The sequence below is a fragment of the Streptomyces sp. NPDC001663 genome (assembly GCF_042893105.1).
GTDB lineage: Bacteria > Actinomycetota > Actinomycetes > Streptomycetales > Streptomycetaceae > Streptomyces.
On record NZ_JBIAUR010000006.1, the window covers coordinates 569,047 to 588,675 of the forward strand.

Annotated in this window: 18 protein-coding genes; 10 read left to right on the plus strand and 8 right to left on the minus strand. The window is 69.7% G+C overall.

The genetic code is table 11. From position 1 onward, the window contains the following. Nucleotides 1-21: 21 nt before the first annotated feature. The 5 genes from ACFY1L_RS22350 to ACFY1L_RS22370 form a co-directional block, all read right to left on the minus strand. A complete protein-coding gene (locus ACFY1L_RS22350) occupies nucleotides 22-1,272 on the minus strand; it encodes a cytochrome P450 (RefSeq protein WP_388826813.1) in 1,251 nt (416 codons plus the stop codon). Nucleotides 1,273-1,329: 57 nt separating this feature from the next. Continuing rightward, a complete protein-coding gene (locus tag ACFY1L_RS22355; RefSeq protein ID WP_388826816.1) occupies nucleotides 1,330-2,769 on the minus strand; it encodes an APC family permease in 1,440 nt (479 codons plus the stop codon). Between the two features lie 260 nt (nucleotides 2,770-3,029). Next, nucleotides 3,030-3,467, minus strand: coding sequence for a hypothetical protein (locus tag ACFY1L_RS22360; protein WP_388826819.1), 438 nt, complete (start codon nucleotides 3,465-3,467; stop codon nucleotides 3,030-3,032). Nucleotides 3,468-4,161: 694 nt separating this feature from the next. Next, the gene (locus ACFY1L_RS22365; RefSeq protein ID WP_388826822.1) at nucleotides 4,162-5,178 is read right to left on the minus strand and encodes a hypothetical protein; all 1,017 of its coding nucleotides are present in this window, start codon (nucleotides 5,176-5,178) and stop codon (nucleotides 4,162-4,164) included. A gap of 212 nt (nucleotides 5,179-5,390) precedes the next feature. Then, nucleotides 5,391-5,888 carry a MarR family winged helix-turn-helix transcriptional regulator gene (locus ACFY1L_RS22370; RefSeq protein ID WP_388826824.1) on the minus strand — a complete coding sequence of 166 codons (498 nt, stop codon included), beginning with the start codon at nucleotides 5,886-5,888 and terminating at the stop codon, nucleotides 5,391-5,393. Between the two features lie 331 nt (nucleotides 5,889-6,219). On the opposite strand from ACFY1L_RS22370, the gene ACFY1L_RS22375 reads away from it, so the two are divergent. The 6 genes from ACFY1L_RS22375 to ACFY1L_RS22400 all read left to right on the plus strand — a co-directional run bounded on the left by ACFY1L_RS22375 (nucleotide 6,220) and on the right by ACFY1L_RS22400 (nucleotide 11,919). Beyond that, nucleotides 6,220-6,657, plus strand: coding sequence for a Zn-ribbon domain-containing OB-fold protein (locus ACFY1L_RS22375; protein WP_388826827.1), 438 nt, complete (start codon nucleotides 6,220-6,222; stop codon nucleotides 6,655-6,657). Next, a complete protein-coding gene (locus tag ACFY1L_RS22380) occupies nucleotides 6,654-7,904 on the plus strand; it encodes a CaiB/BaiF CoA transferase family protein (RefSeq protein ID WP_388826831.1) in 1,251 nt (416 codons plus the stop codon). The genes ACFY1L_RS22375 and ACFY1L_RS22380 overlap by 4 nt, the downstream gene beginning before the upstream one ends. Beyond that, nucleotides 7,901-9,076 carry an acyl-CoA dehydrogenase family protein gene (locus tag ACFY1L_RS22385; RefSeq protein ID WP_388826834.1) on the plus strand — a complete coding sequence of 392 codons (1,176 nt, stop codon included), beginning with the start codon at nucleotides 7,901-7,903 and terminating at the stop codon, nucleotides 9,074-9,076. Before ACFY1L_RS22380 ends, ACFY1L_RS22385 begins: the two co-directional genes overlap by 4 nt. Before the next feature lie 25 nt (nucleotides 9,077-9,101). After that, a complete protein-coding gene (locus ACFY1L_RS22390) occupies nucleotides 9,102-9,884 on the plus strand; it encodes an electron transfer flavoprotein subunit beta/FixA family protein (protein ID WP_388826837.1) in 783 nt (260 codons plus the stop codon). 79 nt (nucleotides 9,885-9,963) lie between these two features. Next, nucleotides 9,964-10,923 carry an electron transfer flavoprotein subunit alpha/FixB family protein gene (locus ACFY1L_RS22395; protein WP_388826840.1) on the plus strand — a complete coding sequence of 320 codons (960 nt, stop codon included), beginning with the start codon at nucleotides 9,964-9,966 and terminating at the stop codon, nucleotides 10,921-10,923. A 207-nt stretch (nucleotides 10,924-11,130) separates the two neighbouring features. Further along, nucleotides 11,131-11,919 carry a polysaccharide deacetylase family protein gene (locus ACFY1L_RS22400; RefSeq protein WP_388826843.1) on the plus strand — a complete coding sequence of 263 codons (789 nt, stop codon included), beginning with the start codon at nucleotides 11,131-11,133 and terminating at the stop codon, nucleotides 11,917-11,919. 176 nt (nucleotides 11,920-12,095) lie between these two features. On the opposite strand, the gene ACFY1L_RS22405 is transcribed toward ACFY1L_RS22400, so the two are convergent. Next, a complete protein-coding gene (locus ACFY1L_RS22405; protein ID WP_388826846.1) occupies nucleotides 12,096-14,069 on the minus strand; it encodes an ABC transporter substrate-binding protein in 1,974 nt (657 codons plus the stop codon). Nucleotides 14,070-14,432: 363 nt separating this feature from the next. Beyond that, nucleotides 14,433-14,858, minus strand: a complete 426-nt coding sequence (locus ACFY1L_RS22410; protein WP_388826849.1) for a hypothetical protein — start codon at nucleotides 14,856-14,858, stop codon at nucleotides 14,433-14,435. Between the two features lie 241 nt (nucleotides 14,859-15,099). Between ACFY1L_RS22410 and ACFY1L_RS22415 the strand changes: the two genes are divergently transcribed. The 4 genes from ACFY1L_RS22415 (at nucleotide 15,100) to ACFY1L_RS22430 (ending at nucleotide 18,489) form a co-directional block, all read left to right on the plus strand. Further along, the gene (locus ACFY1L_RS22415; protein WP_388826852.1) at nucleotides 15,100-16,206 is read left to right on the plus strand and encodes an LLM class flavin-dependent oxidoreductase; all 1,107 of its coding nucleotides are present in this window, start codon (nucleotides 15,100-15,102) and stop codon (nucleotides 16,204-16,206) included. Nucleotides 16,207-16,508: 302 nt separating this feature from the next. Further along, on the plus strand, nucleotides 16,509-17,045 hold the full coding sequence (locus ACFY1L_RS22420) for a quercetin 2,3-dioxygenase (RefSeq protein ID WP_388826855.1): 537 nt from the start codon (nucleotides 16,509-16,511) through the stop codon (nucleotides 17,043-17,045). 53 nt (nucleotides 17,046-17,098) lie between these two features. Continuing rightward, complete coding sequence (gene npdG, locus ACFY1L_RS22425; RefSeq protein WP_388826858.1) at nucleotides 17,099-17,818, plus strand: NADPH-dependent F420 reductase; 720 nt, start codon at nucleotides 17,099-17,101, stop codon at nucleotides 17,816-17,818. 53 nt (nucleotides 17,819-17,871) lie between these two features. Continuing rightward, nucleotides 17,872-18,489 (plus strand): FMN-dependent NADH-azoreductase, encoded by a 618-nt coding sequence (locus tag ACFY1L_RS22430; RefSeq protein WP_388826861.1) that lies wholly within the window; start codon nucleotides 17,872-17,874, stop codon nucleotides 18,487-18,489. 205 nt (nucleotides 18,490-18,694) lie between these two features. Here the strand turns inward: ACFY1L_RS22430 and ACFY1L_RS22435 are convergent, their stop codons facing one another. After that, nucleotides 18,695-19,558: a 3-hydroxybutyryl-CoA dehydrogenase gene (locus ACFY1L_RS22435; protein WP_388826863.1), complete on the minus strand. Its 864-nt coding sequence runs from the start codon at nucleotides 19,556-19,558 to the stop codon at nucleotides 18,695-18,697. Nucleotides 19,559-19,629 lie beyond the last annotated feature (71 nt).

The window sequence follows — 19,629 nt, forward strand, 5'->3', positions numbered from 1 at the left end:
AGGTGGGTCGGCCGTCGGGTCTCACCAGGTGACGTTCAGCTCGGTCGGTTGGTGCATGAAGTGCACGAACACGTCGGGCAGGTAGTCGATCGTCGGCTGGGCGAGCTCGAACCGCTCGAACCGCTTGGCCAGCGCGGTGAAGGCGATCTGGCTCTCCAGCCGCGCGAGGGCGGCGCCGAGACAGTGGTGGATCCCGCCACCGAACGAGATGTGCCGGTTCGGGAACCTCGTGATGTCGAAGCTGTCGGGGTTCTCGAAGACGCGGGGATCGCGGTTCGCCGTCGCCAGAATCCCGTACACGACATCGCCGGCAGGGATCACCGTGCCGCTCAGTTCGACATCCCGGGTCGAACACCTGCCGATGCCGACAAGTGAGGGCTCCATCCTGAGACATTCCTCGACGGCCTTCGGCGCGAGGCCCCCGGGGTCCGTGCGCAACAGGTCCCACTGGTCGGGGTGTTCGATGAACAACCGCAGGCCGTTGGTGAGCAGGGTGAGCGTGGTCTCGTGTCCGGCCAGCAGGATGGTGATGGCGACGGAGATCGCCTGCGGGCGGGTGTAGACACCCTTCTTCTCGCCCGCGGCGATCAGAGACAGGATGTCGTCACCCGGGTTGTTCGCGCGCGCGTCGAGCAACGGACCGAAGTAGGCGGCGAGTTCGTGGAGTGCCGCCACGGCTCCGGCGGTGCCGTCAGCCGGGTTGGTGAGCCGCTCCGCCGTCTCCTTGAGCAACAGGGCGTCGGACTCCGGCAGGTTGAGCATGATCCGGATCGCCAGGAACGGCAGCTGGGTGGCGAAGTCGTTCTTGAACTCCATCCGGTGGTCGTCGTACCGGGCCTCGATGAGACCGTCGACGGTGCTGCGGATGAGATCCGTCCAGCGCTTGACGTTGCGCGGGGTGAACCACTCGTGCAGCGCTTCACGCATGTGCAGGTGATCGGGCCGGTCGGCACTCAGGACCAGGATGTCGCCCAGGCCGATACCGAGATGACCGCGGTAGGCCGGATCGACGCCGTCGACCAGATCCCACGCCTCCTCGTCGATCGGCGGGTAGAACTCCGAGGCCTTCAGCCCCTTGGGAGCACTGCTGAAGATCTCCGGATTCCTGGTGACGAAGGTGACATCGTCGTGCCGCGTCACCAGCCACGCGTTCCAGCGCGGATTCCGGTGCACCGGATCCGTTTCCCGCAGCCGCCCGAGGAAGGACTGCGGATCGGCTGCCAGCAGTGGTGAATCGAGGTCGTCGACGTCGTACGCACCGGTCTCAGTCATGGTGACTCTCAGTTCTCCTACGGCATGATCGTGAGCGAAGCGCGGAACGGGGGGCCGTCAGACCGCCGCCACTCGCTCGTCGGCGTCGGGCTCGGTGCTGACGTCGAGCTCGGTGAGGGAGGGGCGAACGACGAGGCGAACGACCACGCCGAGCACGGCGATGGTGGTGACCCCGAGCGGGACGGCCCACGTGACGTACCACGCCTGACCGGTCGCCCGCGGCCAGCAGAGGTTGATCACCTCGAAAACCACCCAGGCCAGAGAGGCGAGGACGAAGACGGGGGTGGCGCGGCCGAGGGTGAACGGTCCGTACTCGAATCGTCCGGTGAACACCTTGACCGCGAGGGCGCCGATGACGAGCGCCATCGTGATGTAGAAGGTGGTGGTCGCCCCGGAGACGAGCGTGGTGTAGATCTTGTTCGAGAAGGCCGAGAGCATCACGACGGTCGACAGGGCGCCGACGGTGACCAGGCACCGGATCGGATAGGTGCTGCGTCCCGACAGCTTCACGAGGAACTTCGACGCCGGTACGGCGCCGTCCCGCGCGAACGACCACAGGACCCGGGACGCCGTCGTGTGGCTGGCGACCAGGGTCGCGGCGAAGGCGAGAAGGATCAGCACGAGGAACGGCTTCGCGACGCCGGAGCCCAGCGCGGCGACGATGGTCTCGGCTGCGGGGTCGGTCACCTGCCCGAGCATCACCTTGGGCAGGTCGGGCACGGCGAGCAGCAGGGCCAGCGAGGAGAGCAGAGTGACACCACCGAGGGCGAACACCGCGTAGATCATGACCTTGGGCAGGTGCCGCTCCGGGTCCTTGATCTCCTCCGCCATCGAGCAGGCGCTCTCGTAGCCGCTGAACGTGTAGCCGATCAGGGCGATCGCGAGGAAGAGCCCGCTCCACGTGTAGTCGTGCGGCGTGGCGCCGGCCCGCTCCGTGAGCACCGAGAGTGACTGCTCCCGATGCCAGACGAGAAGGACGAACGCGAGGAAGACCGAGCCGATCACCTCAGCGACCAGACAGAGCCGGGTGACGACCTTCAGGACCGTGGGACCGAGCATGTTGAGCAGGGTGACGAGCACGATGAGCGCCACGCCGACCAGCGTCTGTCGCGTCACGGTGAAAGGATCGATGCCCAGCAAGGGGGGCAGGAGCCCCGCCATGAAGTACGAGACCGAGGCCACGCCGATGGTCCAGGTCCACATGTAGGACCACCCCGCGGCCCAGCCGAAGGCGCGCCCGCCGAGCCGCCGGGCCCACTGGTAGCTGCCACCCTCGATCGGCCACCGGGAGGCCACGAGACCGAGGGTGCACGCGACGACCACCGATATCGCCAGTACGGCGACGTATCCCCACCATCCAACCGGCCCGGCCAGGACCAGGACCAGGCCGAAAACCGAGTAGATGGCGGCGATGGGGGAGATCGCCGCGAAGGAGAACACGAGGGCGTCTCGTGCTCTGAACTCCCGTTTGAGGTGTTGGCCTGCTGCTGATTCCACGGGACGGATCCTTTCGGGAGGCCGCGTGCCGACGGGTTCGCCGCTGAGCCGGACGAGGCACTTTCAGCCAGCGTGGACGGGGCGGATTCAGTGGCAGGACTGTAGGCCAGATCACATCCCTCCTCAAGAGTTGTAGTCAGAAAACTTCGCCGCTACCCCGGACTCTCATCATCAAGGGCCCTGTTCCAGCGAAAATCCGCCCTGGCGATGTGGTCTCGCGCGGGCCGGGACGCCCTCGGGCCGCACTGGCTACCGGGCAGTCAGCGCAGGGCGCGTCTGCTCTCCCGCGCGTACGCCGCGAGCGGGTCGCCCACCGCGTTCCAGGGCCAGGGAGTCACGATGCCGCCCAAGGCGGCGAAGACGGGTTGGGCGTCGTGGGGTCTTCGCGCGGCAGCGAGGGCGAAGGCGAGGGTGTTGAGGTCTGCCAGGGCAGCGGCGTGATGCAGGCATCGGGGATCGCGTTGCCAGGCGAGGGCACGCTCCAGAATCAAGACGTCGGCCCGGTGGCGCCACTGGTCTCTGGCCAGCAGGGCTGACGGGCCACCCGTGTCCAGCGTGTTGATGTACTGGCGGGCCGCGGCCGTCAGTTCCAGACCGAGAGTGGGGGCGGTGGCCGGCATGCACGCCTGCACCGAGTCGACGAAGTCCATCATCTGCATGTGGCTGCCGCACTCCGCCGGTGACAGGTAGCTCAGCATGTCCAGGTGAGCCAGGCGGTGCCATCGATCACGTATCAGCACCTCGTTCCAGACCCAGAACGCCTCTCGCTGAGGGGCGCCCAGGCAGCGCAGACCGCCCCGGAACCTGCCCCCGTTGTCCCGGAGGTCGCTCTGGCCGAATGAGGCCGCGGAAAAAGGGCATCGTCGAGGCACTCGCCGTCCGGCACGGTGTCTTCCGCCGCGCTGCCCGCGTCACCCGATGGGCCGAGCTTGCGATCACGTCATGAGAGCTGGCTCTGGCCGGCGTGGACCGTGCGCCGCGAGGCGTTGGCGAAGCGGGGCGACGGTCACGTGGCCGACCGCAAGCGCACTTCGATGTCGCCGTTGCGCGAATCGTGCCCCGTTGCACCGGGCCGGTCGGACACCGGTCTCCTTCAGGGCCGCGGACCGGTGCTCGTGGTCCTGCTGACCGGTGCCGACCGTGGCGACGTCACCCCGCTCCTGCCGGTGCTCGTCGAGATCCCTCCTCTCCCCGCCGGGGAACATGGCCCGGCACCGGACTGGGCCCTCACGGCGGGGTGATCGGCAGAGGCTTCGCGTGGCTGCACGGCTTCCGGCGCCTGCGGATCCGTTGGGAACGCCGCGCCGACATCCGCGAAGGGTTCCTCTAACTCGCCTCCGGCCTGATCACCCAATGACAACTCCCCTCGTGGCATCAGCCGTTGCACGCGCCTCAGTGTTCGATCGCCTGCTGCGCCAGGGCGACCAGAGCGGAGTCCTCGACGAGCGAGCCGTCCCACATGGCGGTCAGGCGGGTGATCCTGCCCCACTCGTCCAGCTCCAGTGCGGTGACACCGCGGGGCACGGTGCCGTCGGAAGCGGTCCATTCGTAGCCGCCCCCCACCGCGCTGCCGACGATGTGCCGGACGCTCGTGCCGCGACCGGCGTACGGCAACAGGCCGGCGGCACCGGTGAGGTAGGAGCCGATGCTTCTGGGGCCGGTGATCTGCACATGCGCCGGAACGTCCTCGAAGACGGCCCCCGGAGCGAACAGCCGCGCGGCGCTCGCTCCGTCGCCCTCGCGCAGGGCGCGGGCGAGTCGGGAGGAGATGTTCTTCATGGTCGGCGCCGCGTTCTCGCCGACGGTGGATTCACCGAAGTCCGCGGGGAACTGGTCCGACGACACCTTCAGCTTCGCCGCGTCGGCCACGCCGAAGTGGCGGCCGTCCCAGTAGTCGATCTGGCGGGTGATCTTCCGATGACGGAAGTCGACGACGCCGACAGCGCGGATCTCGGACGGCCCGAACAGTCCCTCGGTGTCCGTGAAGAACACGATGGCGCCGGAGGAGTCGCCGAGGATCCGGGTGGGGTAGGACCTGCCGTCACTGGGCCAGTTGGGCATGAACTGGTGCAGCGCCGCTCGCAGGGAGTTCCAGTCGTACCAGGACCAGCCCAGAACCGCGTCGACGTAGGTGACCGGGTTGCGTGAGAAGAAGGTCATCGTGCCGTCCGGGTCCGCCTCGCTCTTCCGGGCGAGGTAGTTCCTGACCAGCGTGGTCACCTCTCGGGTGGCGTGGGAGTCGTCGATGACGACATCGACGCCGGGGACGGCGAGTCCGCTGCCCGCGTCCGTGGCCACGGCGCTTTGGGGGGTGAGGAGTGACGTGGTGGCGATACCGACTCCGCCGAGGGCGACTCCCCGCAGAATCGCCCGTCTTGTCGTGCCGGTTCCCGACTCGCTGACTCTCATCTGTGTTTTCCCATCGAGGTGTGGGCCGCGACCTCCGCCCGGACAGGGCTCGGCCATGTCGAACGTCCGCGGCCGGGGTCGTTGAATGAGAAAACAGTATCACCAGGTGCGTGCGCACGCACGTAGTTTGGATGCAGGCAAGGCCGATGATGGTGAACAGGGGCGTCGGCGAGGCCGCCCGCGGCGATCAAGCCAGGGCGGCACTCCGCCAGCTAACGACGGGGGACTGCCCGCTTCGTGGTCCTCGGGCCGGCCTCGGGCTGCGCGATGGCTTCCAGGCCCCGGGCCAGGGCTGCCAGGTCGACACCCTTCAGGTGGTCGATGAGGTGTCGGCGGATGCTGGTGATGTGGGTGCGCCGGGCCCGTTCCAGGCGGGTGAGGCCCGCGTCGGTGAGGACCGCGTTGCTGCCCCGGCCGTCGTCGCTGGCCTGCACACGCTGTACCAACTGCTCGTTCTCGAGGCGTCCCACCGCACGGCTGACGGCGCTCGGTGACTTGTGGGTGCGGGCGGCCAGGTCGATGAGCCGCAGAGTGCCTTCCGGGGCCTCGGACAGGAAGACCAGCACCAGGTACTCGGTGTGTGTCAGATGCTCGTCACGGGTCAGATCCGCGTCGAAGTCGCGCATCATCGCGGTCACCGCGGGAAGCAGTGCCCGGATCACCGCCTCCTCGTCCGGATGGAGGGGGGAGGCCTCGTCGCTCGTTGACATGGGCCAACCCTACAGAGTGCTTGCGCATGCACGAGGGAGGGCCGGAGGCCCGTATCGACCCCCGCGAACGGAACGTTTTCCACGCACAAAGGTGCGTGAGCTGGTCGTTGACCGGTGATCCGCCGCGGGGCGAGGGTGAAAGGGACTTCGGATTCCGATCACCTGGTTCCGGTCACCGAGCTGCGTGCGGGAGGCCGCGATGCTTCAGACAGAAACCCGTGCAGACGCCTGTGAAGAGACCTGTGCGGCGGCCCGTGAAGAGACCTGTGCGGCGCCCTGTGCAGAGACCTTCGCACCCGTCGAACACGAAAACGACTCTGGGGTGGCCGCCGTGGACGCGGCGGACCCGGCGGCTGTGCCGACCGCACCGCCGTTCAGCCGTGAGCTCCTCTTCCAGCGCTGCCTGTGGTGCGGCACGCCGGCCTACCGACGCTCGTTCTGCCGTGCCTGCGGGTCCAGGGCCTTCGGCCGGGAGCGCAGCAGGGGAGTCGGAGTCGTGGTGCGCCGCAACGGCCACCCCCAGCACAACACCTGGTACGTGGCGATGGACGAGGGCTTCAACCTGCTCTGCCAGGTCACTGGGACCGCACCCGTCGTCATGGCGGTGGGCGCGCGGGTGACCGTCGTACGGGCCGTCGGACCGCTGGACCAGGGCCTTCCCGTCGTCGAACGGGCCGACCCGCTGCGGTCGGTGGAGGAGGCGCGGGGACGGCCGGGGGCGCCGACGCGGCTGTACCCGCGGTGGATGATCAGAGAGGAGGGTGCGTGAGCACCCAGCACAACACGCCGGACCAACGGGCCGGTTGTCGGAACGGCACGGGACGGGGCGCCCTCGACGGGCTGCGTGTCGCCGACTTCTCCCGGGTTCTCGCGGGGCCCTACGCCACCATGCTCCTCGGCGACCTCGGGGCCGACGTGGTGAAGGTCGAGCGGCCGGGCATCGGGGACGAGACCCGCGCCTGGCACCCGCCCGCCGACACCGACGGCACCTCGACCTACTTCCTGAGCGTCAACCGGAACAAGCGGTCGGTCGTCCTCGACCTGACCACGGAGGACGGCCGGGAGCAGGCCCGTGCCCTGGTCGCCGAGTGCGATGTGGTGGTGGAGAACTTCCGGCCCGGCACGATGGAACGGCTGGGTCTGGGATACGAAGAACTCCGCGCCCTGCGCCCGGAGTTGGTCTACTGCTCGATCAGCGGCTTCGGCGGCGGCGCGGGCGCCGCGATCCCCGGGTACGACCTGCTCGTGCAGGCCGTCGGCGGTCTGATGAGCGTGACGGGCACGGCGGACGGGGAACCGGTGAAGGCGGGCGTGGCCCTCGTCGACGTCATCACCGGACTGCACGCCTCGCTCGGTGTCCTCGCCGCCCTCCGGCACCGCGATGCCACCGGGGAGGGCCAGCGGGTGGAGGTGAACCTGCTCGGCTCGCTGCTGTCCGCCCTGGTCAACCAGGCGTCCGCGTACGCCGTCGCCGGAGTGGTGCCGGGCCGCATGGGCAACGCGCACCCGAGCATCGCGCCGTACGAGACCTTCCCGGCCGCGGACCGTCCCCTGGCGCTCGCGGTGGGCAACGACCGCCAGTTCGCGGCGCTCGCCGAGGCCGTGGGCGATCCCGGTCTCGCGCTCGACGACCGGTTCCGCACGAACACCGACCGCGTCGCCCACCGCGCCGCACTGCGGGCCGTCCTGACCGAACGGCTGGCCACCGCCGGCGCCGACCACTGGACGGCCGTCCTGCTGGCCGCCGGAGTGCCCGCCGGGCCGGTCAACACCCTCGACGAGGCCTTCGACTTCGCCCAGAAGCTCGGTCTGCCCGGCATCGTCGACATACCCGCCGCCCCTGATGGCGCAGCACCCGCGCGCCCCTCGCGCCAGGTCGCCAGCCCCATCGCGCTGAGCGCCACACCCGCGGGGTACCGCCTCCCGCCTCCGCGACTGGGCCAGCACACCGCGGAGATCCTCGACCGCACCAGCCGACCGAACACCGTAACCACCGACTCTCAGGAGCCACGATGAGCCGCAAGCCGCTCAAGGACCCCCTCGACCTCCTCGACCTCCCCTCCACCCTCACCGGCGAGGAACGCGAGATCCAGGCCACCGTCGCCAGGTTCCTCACCGACCGGGTGCGCCCGCACCTCGGCGAGTGGTTCGAGAACGCCCACTTCGCCCGCGAACTCGCCCCGGAGCTCGGCAAGTTGGGGGTGCTGGGCATGCACCTGAAGGGGTACGGCTGCGCGGGCACGAACGCCGTCAGCTACGGCCTGGCCTGTCTCGAACTGGAGGCGGCGGACTCCGGCTTCCGCAGCTTCGTCTCCGTGCAGGGCTCGCTGTCGATGTTCTCCATCTGGAAGTGGGGATCGGAGCAGCAGAAGCAGGAGTGGCTGCCCAGGCTCGCCGCCGGTGAGGCGATCGGCTGCTTCGGGCTGACCGAACCCGACTTCGGCAGCAACCCGGCCGGCATGCGCACCCGTGCCGTCCGGGACGGCGGCGACTGGATCCTCAACGGCTCCAAGATGTGGATCACCAACGGCGGTATCGCCGACGTGGCCACCGTCTGGGCGCAGACCGAGGACGGCGTGCGCGGCTTCCTCGTGCCGCGCGGCACACCCGGCTTCACCACCCAGGACATCAAGCAGAAGATGTCGCTGCGCGCCTCGATCACCTCCGAGCTGTACTTCGACAACGTACGGTTGCCGGACGCGGCCCGACTGCCGCTCGCGGAGGGCCTGCGCGGCCCGCTGTCCTGCCTGAACGAGGCCCGCTTCGGCATCCTGTTCGGCGCGGTCGGCGCGGCCCGCGACTCGATCCAGGCGGCCGTCGAGTACGCCGACTCCCGGGTGCAGTTCGACAAGCCGATCAGCGCGTTCCAGCTCACCCAGAAGAAGCTCGCCGACATGAGCGTGTCCGTGGGCAACGCGGCGCTGCTCGCGGTGCACCTGGGCCGGCTCAAGGACCAGGGCCGTATCCGGCCCGAGCAGATCAGCGTCGGCAAGCTCAACAACGTCCGCGAGGCGATCGCCATCGCCCGGGAGTGCCGCACGATCCTCGGCGCCAACGGCATCTCGCTGGAGTACTCGCCACTGCGTCACGCCAACAACCTGGAGTCCGTCCTGACCTACGAGGGCACCAGCGAGATGCACACCCTGGTCGTCGGGCAGGCGATCACCGGCCAGGCGGCCTTCCGCTGAGCGCCGACGACCGCAGGAGAACGCAGTGAACATCGTCGTACTCGTCAAGCAGGTCCCCGACACCGGTGCCGAACGCACCCTGTCGAAGGACGACCACCATCTCGACCGGGACAACGCCGACCTCGTCCTGGACGAGATCAACGAACGCGCCGCCGAAGAGGCGTTGAGGCTGAAGGAGGCGGTCGGCGCCCATGTCACCGTCGTCTCCATGGGCCCAGACTCCGCACGGGAGGCCATCCGCAAGGTCCTGGCGATGGGCGCCGACCGCGGCATCCATGTCTGCGACGACCGGCTGCGGGGTGCGGACGTGCCGAGCACGGCCAAGGTCCTGGCGGCCGCCGTACGGACCGTGACGGACGTCGACCTGGTGCTCGCGGGCGACGCGGCCACCGACGGCCAGGCGAGCGCGGTCCCCGCCGTCGTCGCGGACCTGCTCGGCCTGCCGCAGGTGACCCGCGTACGCGAACTCGCCGTGGACGGGGGAGAGGTGCGCGCCGAGCGTCAGACCGAGCTGGGCGAGGCGACGCTGTTCGCGCCGCTGCCCGCACTGGTCAGCGTCACCGAGAAGATCAACGAGCCGCGCTACCCCTCCTTCAAGGGGATCATGGCCGCCAAGAAGAAGCCGCTGGAGACGGTCGATCTCGACGACCTGTTCCCCGACGCGGACCTCGCCGCCTTCCTTGTGACCCGCACCCGGGTGCTGGAAGCCGTGCCGCGACCCCCGCGCGTCGGCGGAACCCTCGTCACGGACGACGGCTCGGCCGGCCGACAGCTCGCCGCGTACCTCGTCTCCGAGAAGCTGATCTGAACCGCCCCGACCAAGAAACCGACCAAGAAACCGACCAAGAAACCGACTGAGAAACCAACCAAGAAACAGGCACCTGCACATGCCCGATGTCCTCGTCCTCGTCGATCACGACGGGGAACACGTCAACAGAACCACCTACGAACTCCTCGCCGCCGCCCGGCGGTTGGGCGACCCGGCCGCCGTCGTGGTCGGAACTCCCGGCACCACGGCCCGACTTGCCGAATCCCTCGCCCGGCACGGCGCCACGCGCACCTACGCCGCCGAATCCGCCGAAGCGGACGGGTTCCTCGTCACGCCCGCCGTCGGCGCCCTGGAACTCGTCGCCCGTGAAGCCGCTCCGGCCGCCGTCCTGGTCTCGGCCACGACGGACGGCAAGGAGATCGCCGCACGGTTGGCCGCCCGACTCGACGCCGGGCTGCTGGTCGACGCGGTCGACCTGGACTCCTCCGGCGTCGTCGACCAGGTCGTCTTCGGTGGGGCGTACACCGTGCGCTCCCAGGTCACACATGGCACGCCGGTGATCACGGTGCGCCCGGGTGCCTTCGAACCGGAGGAGCACCCGGTGACGTCCGTGGAGCGGACCGTCTCCCTGCCGACGGTGGACCCCGCGGCCTCGGCCCGCGTCACCGCCCGCCGCGCCGCACCCGCGGGCGACCGGCCCGCGCTCACCGAGGCGGGCGTCGTCGTCTCCGGCGGGCGCGGAGTCGGGGGAGCGGACGGCTTCGGGGTGGTGGAGGGGCTGGCCGACGCCCTCGGCGGTGCGGTGGGCGCCTCCCGCGCCGCGGTCGACGCCGGCTACTACCCGCACCAGTACCAGGTCGGCCAGACCGGCAAGTCCGTCTCCCCGCAGCTGTACATCGCCCTGGGCATCTCCGGGGCCATCCAGCACCTCGCCGGGATGCAGACCTCCCGGACGATCGTCGCGGTCAACACGGACCCGGAGGCACCGATCCTCGCTCTCGCCGACTACGGCGTGGTAGGGGACCTCTTCGCGGTCGCGCCCCAACTCACCCAGGAGGTCGCCGCCCGCCGCGGGTGACGCGGACGGTGTGGGCACGCCCCGGCCAGGACGGGTGGATGCCCACCGTCGACGGAAGCGCCGGGGCGGCCTGCCAGCCTCGAAACCGGCACACAGGCCGCCCCGGAGAGCCGGACGGCCACTCCTCACAAGCCACTGAGGTGAGGGCAAGGAACCATAAGCCACATCCGGCCCTCTCGGGCCACCCGACAACTTACGGAGGAACCCATGGAGGTAATGAGCCGGGGCGGGCGGGGCACCCTGTGCCTGACGGTCGACAACCTGGGCGCGGCGCGGGCGGTCGGCAGGCGTACGGCGGCCCGCCCGGACCCTGAGGAGTCGGGCCTGCGGCTCGGAGTGCCGGCCCTGCTGGGGCTGTTCGCCGATCTGGGTCTGCGTTCGACGTTCTTCGTGGAGGGATGGAACGCGCTGCACCACCCGGATGTCCTACGGCGGATCGCCGCGTCCGGCCACGAGATCGGACTGCACGGCTGGGTGCACGAGCGCTGGGAGGAGGAGCTGGACGACCGGGGCCGGGAGCAGTTGCTGTGGGACGGCACGGCGGCTCTGCGGCTCGCGGGGTTCGATCCGGTGGCGTTCCGGGCCCCCGGCGGTTACCGGGGCGGCCGCACCCTCGAAGTGCTGGCCGAACTGGGATACCGGATCGACAGCAGCATCGATCGCGGCCGGGGCGGGGAGGGCGACCAGCCGGCCGTACAGACGCTGCCTGGCGGGATCGTGTCGATCCCGTGGACCTGGGACATGATCGATTTCTGTCACTACGAGTCGAGGCCGGAAGGTCCCCAGACGCCGGACCGCGTCGCCGAGCACTGGATGGGGCTGGTGGACTCGGCCGCTGAGAACGCCGGCCTGGTCACCCTGATCGTCCATCCGTTCGTGACCGGTGTCGACGAAACGCGCGTCGCCGCGCTGCGCCGGGTGCTGGAGCATTCCCTGGCACACCCGGCCGTCGATGTCCTCAGCGCCGAGCAGGTGGCGGCTGGCGCGCCCGGGTGAGACGCCCGGCCGCCGAGGCCGAGTACATGCCGCCCGGTCGCCTCCCGTGACCTGCTACAGCGCCGTCGTCGGCGTCCGCCTGTCCGGTCCGTCCGCGATCATCGGCGTCCACCAGGCCCCCCGCCCCGAGCAGCCGGGACCTTTCGCAGGCCAGCCCCTCTTGACGGGGGTACGACTCAAGCGGGAACGGACACCAGAGAGCAGCCCGCCACCTCGCCGCTGGACACGACGTCGACGAAGACCCGGTACTCCCCGCCCACGGAGTGGATGCCGGCGCCGCTGCCGGTCAGGGTCTGCTTCGTCGTGTACGTCGTCGTCGACCCGTCGGCATACGTCTCCGTCACGGTGACCGTCAGCTTGGTGCGGCCGTCGTCGAGCGCCTGGAGGGAAGCGATGGGCGTCGCCTTCTTCAGGCCGACTTTCACGAAGCGCAGGTCGAGGCCGGGGTAGGTGAGGATCCCGTGGCCGGTGACATCACCGGCCACGACGTAGCGGTTGACGAGCAGGTACATCCACGCGTACGGGGCGTACTGATCCCTTTCGTACTGGTAGACATCGTGCCGGATGCCCCACGACTCGAGTTCAGGCGTCACGACGGCCTGGTCGATCAGCGCGCGCAGCTGCCTGCCCTCCGGCTTGAGCAGGTAGCCGGTGTTCTGCCGGTCGACGGAGATGAGCCCGGTCAGCTCGTCGATGCCTTCGGCGTTCCGCTCGTTGTACGCCTGCGAGTTGAGGTCGGCGGGCTTGTCCTTGTTCGCCGCCCAGGTGGAGGGGTTGAGCGGGTTGAAGGCGGTCGGTTCGACGGTCATGCCGATCGCGGCCAGCTGCTTGGTGATGGTGGACAGAACGGTCGCGTTCTCGGCGAACATGTAGACGACGGTCGTGGAGTCGAAGCCGGCGTCGGCCAGCAACTGCCTGGCCTTCGTGGGGTCGTACTCGTAGGGCTGGGTGTCGTCGTATCCGATGGCCCCGGGCAGGCCCGACCACAGCTCGACCGGCCCGCCACCACGCAGTTGAGCCAGCGCGGCCCTGTCCACGGCGAGCGACACGGCTTCCCGCAGTCGCACGTCGGCGAAGAGCGCGTCCTCGACGGTGACCCCGGCCACGAACTGCCCACTGCTGTCGTACGCGGCGCTCGCGGCGATGTAACCGCCGTCCTGTACGGCCCTGGCGACCGTGTAGGCCAGGTACTCCCGCTTGTCATAGGTGAGTGGAACGTCTTTCGCACCGGAGGCCACAGCTGCGTCCACCGCACTCGACGTGCCGAGCGCGACCCGCTGCACGATGTCGTAGTCGCCGGCGGCGAGACCGTTCACGGCGCTGTCGCCGGACACGGTGGAGAACACGAGCCTGTCGACGTTGGCGTGGCCTTCCACGCCCCATCCCCACCAGTGTTCGTTGCGGACGAACGTCAGGTTGGCGGAATCGGCGGGGTCGAACCTGTACGGTCCGCTGCCGATCGGACGCGCCCAGAACGCCGCGTCGGTCGCCCCTGTCCTGACATGACGCGCGGGGATGATCGGGAACATCGACACTTGCGCGTAGAAGCTGGGCATCGGAGTACCGAAGTGCAGTGTGACCTGGTATTTGCCGTGGGCGGTGGCGCGCGTGAGGTACCGCGACCACACCACGGACTTGGCGAGGCCCGTCTCCGAGTTCAGCCGGTTGAAGCTCGCCGCCACGTCGGCCGCGGTGAGGTTCGTGCCGTCGTGGAAGGTGACCCCGTGTCTGATCGTCACCGTGTAGGTGAGGTAGTCGTCGGACCATGAGCCGAGATCCTCGGCGAGCCAGGGCCTGTAGTGACCGCGTTCGTCGGATGCCAGGAGCCGGTCGCCCCAGAGCAGGGTGTAGGTGAACGCGTAGTCGCCGTCACCGCCGTTGTAGCGGTCGTAGGACGTCGGCGCGACGGCGCCGGCGATCCTGAGCGTGTGCGAACTCGCTGCCCCGGAGCTCCGGATCGAGAGAGTGCTCGCAGTCGAGGGGGAGGTCTGCGTCGACAGGGACGCGACCGGCGTGGCGGCCAGTGCGGGGCTCGCCGTGACGGAGCCGAGGGCGGTGGCGCCGAGCGCGGCGGCGCCCCCGATCAGGATCGAGCGCCGGCCGGGGCCGGGCTCGTGAGAACGGGCGCTGGAGTGGAGGTCGGGAGTCATGTCTGTCCCCTTCGACAAGGTGCACCGGCATGGACGGACCCCAGCGCGCCGGCGGACGTAACCGCGAGTGCAGCACCGGGTCTGGTGAACGGTGGGAACTCGGTGAGCGACGGTCGGTGTCGAGGCGGCCGTCGAAAGCCATGTCGGCGCCGCCGAGTCGGACCGTCGGGAATGTCATCGACTGCACTCCCTGGCTCAGGAGTCCCACCAAGGACCGTACATACCGGGGCCTGCCGCGGAATCTGCACAGGGGCGAATACTTAGGTTGTTCGCACAGCACAGGCACGGTTGCCTGCGTTCCGTGCAGTGCGTCCGCTCCGCCGGTACGCGCGGTGGCGCGTCCCTCTGCCGCCCGCGGCCGGGTCAGATCCCGGGGAAGGGCTCGTCGCCGAGTTCGAGCATGAGCGTGACCCGCGGTGCGTCGTCGGCCGCACGGGTGATGTGACCCGCGCCGGTCGTGTCCTCGACGAGGATCATCCCGCCCGGCTGGACGGTACGCCGCTCCCCGCCGCTGACCTCCAGCTCGACGGCCCCGGACAGCGGCACGATCAACTGGCGGCGGGGCGCGTTGTGCGGCACCGTCGGCGGGGCCTCCTGCTCCACGCGTCGCCAGACCAGGCCGCGTACGGCGATCTTCTCCGAAAGCCACGCCACCGAGGTCGACACCTCGGAGCGCCGCGGCCCCCCGGGGAGGCGGATCTCCTCGAAGCGGCTCTGTCCGGTCTCGTCGGCCCAGACGCGGAGGATCACGGGCTCGGGCGACTGGTCGCTACGGCCGGGGATTGTCATGTCGACTGTCACCGTTTTCCCTGTGTGAGCGTGCCTGACCTTCTTAATGCGAACGGTAGCACTGAATCAAGCAGGTTCTTTGCTACCCGGTCGTAAGGGTTGTGTGCTACCGATAGCATTGCTACGGTGCCCTTCGCTGTCAGCACAAAGGAGTGCCGCCGCATTTCTTCGCACAGGAGCGGTTGCCCGGGAACGGGGCCGCGCGTTGTGTGAGGGAGAGAAGCGGCAGGAAGGAGACGTCATGGACGTCGGTCTGGTCCTCATGAGTTATCACGGTTCATGGGACGACGCGGCTCTTGCCGAGCAGTCCGGGTTTTCCAGTGTCGGTTTCGTCGACTCGCCCCTCATCGCCGGTGACCCGTTCGTGGCCATGGCGCTTACGGCCGAGCGCACGTCGACCATCCGGATGGGGACGATGCTCGCGATCCCCAGCAACCGTATCGCCCCCGCCTGTGCCACCGCCCTCGCGACCGTCAACAGGCTCGCGCCCGGCCGGGTCTTCCTCGGCGTGGGCACGGGCAACACGGGGCGGGCGATCCTCGGACTGAAGGCGCTCCCCGTGAGCCGTCTCCAGGAGTACGTCGCCGCGTGCCGGGACCTGCTGGACGGCGGCGAGGCCCTCCAGATGGAAGGCGGGACGGCCCGCCCGATCCGGATGGGGCACGCCCCGGAGGATCGTTATGTCGACTACGGCGGCATCCCCGTCTACGTGGCGGCGGACGGCCCCCGCGCACGCCGGGTCGCGTACGAGCAGGGCGACGGCTGGATCATGAGCCTCCAGGGCTGCCATGCCATGGTGAACGCGCCGGAGGTCCTCGGAGCGTCCCTCGCGGCCGTGCGGGCGGCGGCGGCCGAGACCGGCGAGAACGCCGACGACTTCTACACGATGTGCTCGGTGGGCCTCTGCGTCCTCGACGAGGGCGAGTCCCCGATGTCACCGCGTGTCCTGGAACGGGTCGGCCCGGTCGCGATGCTGCCCTTCCACGCCTACGCCGACAACCCGGCCATCGGCGAGCACTTTCCCGCGCCGATCCGCGACCGCCTGGAGATCTACGAACGCAAGGTGCTCGCTCGCCTCGACGTCCCCCGCGACCGGCTCTATCAGGAGTCCCACCGGGGTCATCTCTCCCATCTGCTGCCCGGCGAGGAGGAGGTGCTGACCGAGGAGATCATCCGTATGACGACCCTGACGGGTACGGCGCGCGAGATCGCGGACATCCTCCGGGCACTGGAGGCGGCAGGTCTGCGGAACATCGCCCTCAACCCACCGCCGCACCTGGCGCGCGAGGCGATCAGGGAGTACGCGGAGAAGATCGCTCCGCTGCTCGCCGCGAAGAGTCCTCTGTAGGCAGCCGTGACCCGTGAGCCGTGAGCCGTGAGCCGTGATCCGTCAGCTGCTGGCGCGGGCGGTCGCCGTCAGGTACCCGCCGTAGCCCGGCCCGCCCTCTGCTGTCGGCCTCGACCTCTGTCGGCGCACCGCCTTTCGTCTCCACCAGCGAACCGCCGGGACAGCACCCGCGAAGCCGCCCGTTCTCCCCTGTCCGACAGGTGTGCCGAGCGGCTCCGGAGACGGATCGTCGCCGACATCGGCGCCCCTCCCCGGCGGCATGACCGCCGACCCGTCCGACCCATCTCACCAGGAGCCAGTCCATGCACGACAACACACTTCGCCCGGGATACGTCTCCCTCGACGGCATCGGCAACGGAGCGCCCTACATCCTCCGGGCCGGAGAGGGTGACCACATCACCGTACGAAACGGTCTTCGGTCCCTCCTGACGCGGGCGCAGGACACCGAGGGCAACATGGGCATGACGTACTGCGCGGGTGACACCTCCGGTCCGACCCCGCCCCACTTCCACCACCACACCACCGAGGCGGTCTACGTCCTCAGCGGTGCGCTGCACGTCTGGCAGGACGACCAGCAGGGCACCCGGATCGAGAGCGAACTCAAGGCCGGCGACTTCGGGCTGCTCCCGACCGGCTGGATGCACTCCTGGGCGTTCGGGGCACCGGACACGCGCTTCCTCGCGGTCTACGCACCGGGTGGCTTCGAGGGAACCCTCCACTACCTCGACCCGCGCACGGCACCCACGGCCGAGCAACTCCAGGAGACGGAGAAGCTGTTCGACGTCGTGTGGCGGCCCGACTACCCCATGTTCGGCACCTCCCCCGAGCCCGGCGCGTAGCGGCACCAGGCACTCGTCCCCCTTCTCAACTCACCTCACAGGCAAAGGTTTTCATGCCCACCCCTTCCGCACCCCATGTCACTCCGTCCGCGACGTCCACCCCCGGCCCGCACGACCTGCCCGACGTCTCCCGCCTGGTGGTCGGGGTGCTCGGCGGCACCGGACCACAGGGCAGGGGCCTCGCGTACCGGCTCGGCCGGGCCGGTCAGCAGGTGGTGATCGGCTCCCGCGACGCGGAACGAGCCCGCACCGCCGCGACGGGCCTGGACATCCCGGGCGTGCGGGGCGCCGACAACACCGAGACCGCCCGGGACAGCGACGTCGTCATCATCGCGGTTCCCTGGGAGGGCCACAGCGAGCAGCTGGAACACCTGCGCGGCGAACTCGCCGGGAAGATCGTCGTCGACTGCGTCAACCCGCTCGGCTTCGACAAACAGGGTGCCTACGCCCTGAAGCCGCACGAAGGCAGCGCCGCCCAGCAGGCCGCACTGCTGCTGCCCGACTCCCGTGTCACCGCCGCATTCCACCACCTGTCCGCCGTCCTCCTGCTGGACCAGGCCGTCGAGCGGATCGACACCGACGTGATGGTGCTCGGAGACGACCGCGAGTCCGCCGCGACGGTCCAGGCACTCGCCGCCCGCGTCCCCGGGATGCGCGGCATCTACGCCGGCCGCCTGCGCAACGCCCACCAGGTCGAGTCGCTCGTGGCCAACCTGATCTCCGTCAACCGTCGTTACAAGGCCCACGCCGGACTGCGCGTCACCGACGTCTGAGCACCGGCTCTTCCCCAGTCCCACCCGTTTGAACTCCTTGGAGCACCACAGCCATGCCCACTCTGCTGCACATAGACTCGTCCATCTGGCCCGTCGACAGCTCCGTGTCCCGAGACGTCGCCGCGTCCTTCCGCAAGGAGTGGGAGAGCCGGCACCCGGACGGCACCGTCATCCACCGCGACCTGACCGCCGACCCGGTACCCCATCTCGACGGCCCCACCTACACCGCCGGAGCCGACCACGCCCTGCGGGGCCGGCTGATCCGGGAGCTGGAGCAGGCCGACGCCGTGCTGATCGGCGCCCCGATGTACAACTTCACCATCCCCAGCACCCTGAAGGCATGGCTGGACCACGTCATCCTCATGGGCCGCACCACGGGCGTCGAGAACTCGCCGGTGGCGGGCACTCCGACCGTCGTGGTGGCGAGCCGCGGCGGCGGCTACGGCCCCGGTACTCCCCGCGAGTCCTTCGAGTTCGTCACGACCTACCTGGCGAAGGCGCTCGGTCCCGGCAGCCTGGACCTGGACGTCCACTTCATCGTTCCCGAGCTCACCATGGCGCCGGTGGTACCGGCCATGGCCGGCCTGATCGACCTGCACGAGGCGTCGATGGCCAAGGCCCACGCGGAAGCCGTCGCCAAGGCCGGGCTTCTGGCGGCTCGGGCGGCTTGACGACGGGCGTGCGGGTACGTCGTAGGACGCACCCGCACGCAGGAGGGGTGGCGGCCGGATCCGGCCGCCACCCCTCCTGTTTTCCTGTTTCCTGTTCTGGTCCGGGGAGCACATGACATGCCCGGGGTGCCGTCCGTCGACCGACGGATCGGTCAGGTCATGGGCAGCGCCCGTCCTACGGGTCAGCCCCGTCCTGCCACCGCCTTCAGGCGGCCCGGTAATCGAAGAACCCCTGTCCCGACTTACGACCGAGCAGTCCCGACTCGACCATGCGGCGCAGCGACGGCGGAGGGGAGTACAGCGGTTCGCGGTACTCCTCGTAGAGCGCCTCGCCGATCGCCGCCACCGTGTCGAGCCCGATGAGGTCGGCGAGATGCAGCGGGCCCATGGGGTGGGCGCAGCCCGCGGTCATGCCGGTGTCGATGTCCTCCGCCGTCGCCGTACCGGAGCCGACCATGCGTACCGCGGCCAACAGGTAGGGAACGAGCAGCGAGTTGACGACGAAGCCGGCCCGGTCCTGGGCCACGATCGTGGTCTTGCCCAGGGTGTCGCCCGCGAACTCCCGCACCCGCAGCTCCGTCGCCTCGGAGGTGTGCACGGTCGGGATGATCTCGACCAGCGGCATGAGGGGCACGGGGTTGAAGAAGTGCAGGCCGACCACGGCGTGCGGCCGTCCGGTCGCGGCGGCGAGGCGGGCGATGGGGATCGAGGAGGTGTTGCTGGCCAGTACGGCCGACGGGTCGGTGACCTCGTCGAGACGCTGGAACAGCGCTGTCTTGGCCTGTTCGTCCTCCACGGCGGCCTCGATGACGAGGTCGGCCTCGGCCAGGAGGGAAAGGTCCGCGGTGACCGATATCCCCGCCAGGGCGTGTGCGCGTTCCTCCGAGGTGACGGTGCCTCGCTTCTCCGCCTTGAGCAGGGAGTTCGCCACGCCGGTCAGACCGGCCCGGGCTCTGTCCTCGGTCACGTCGCACAGGGTGACACGCAGTCCGGCCCGGGAGCACACCTCCGTGATGCCCCGGCCCATCTGCCCGGCGCCGACGACGCCCACCCGCTTGATCGATGTCATGTGTTCCTCCGCCTGTCCGGTGTGCGGTGCCGCGTCGAGCTTAGGTCGGGTACAGGCCCTCTGACCTGCCC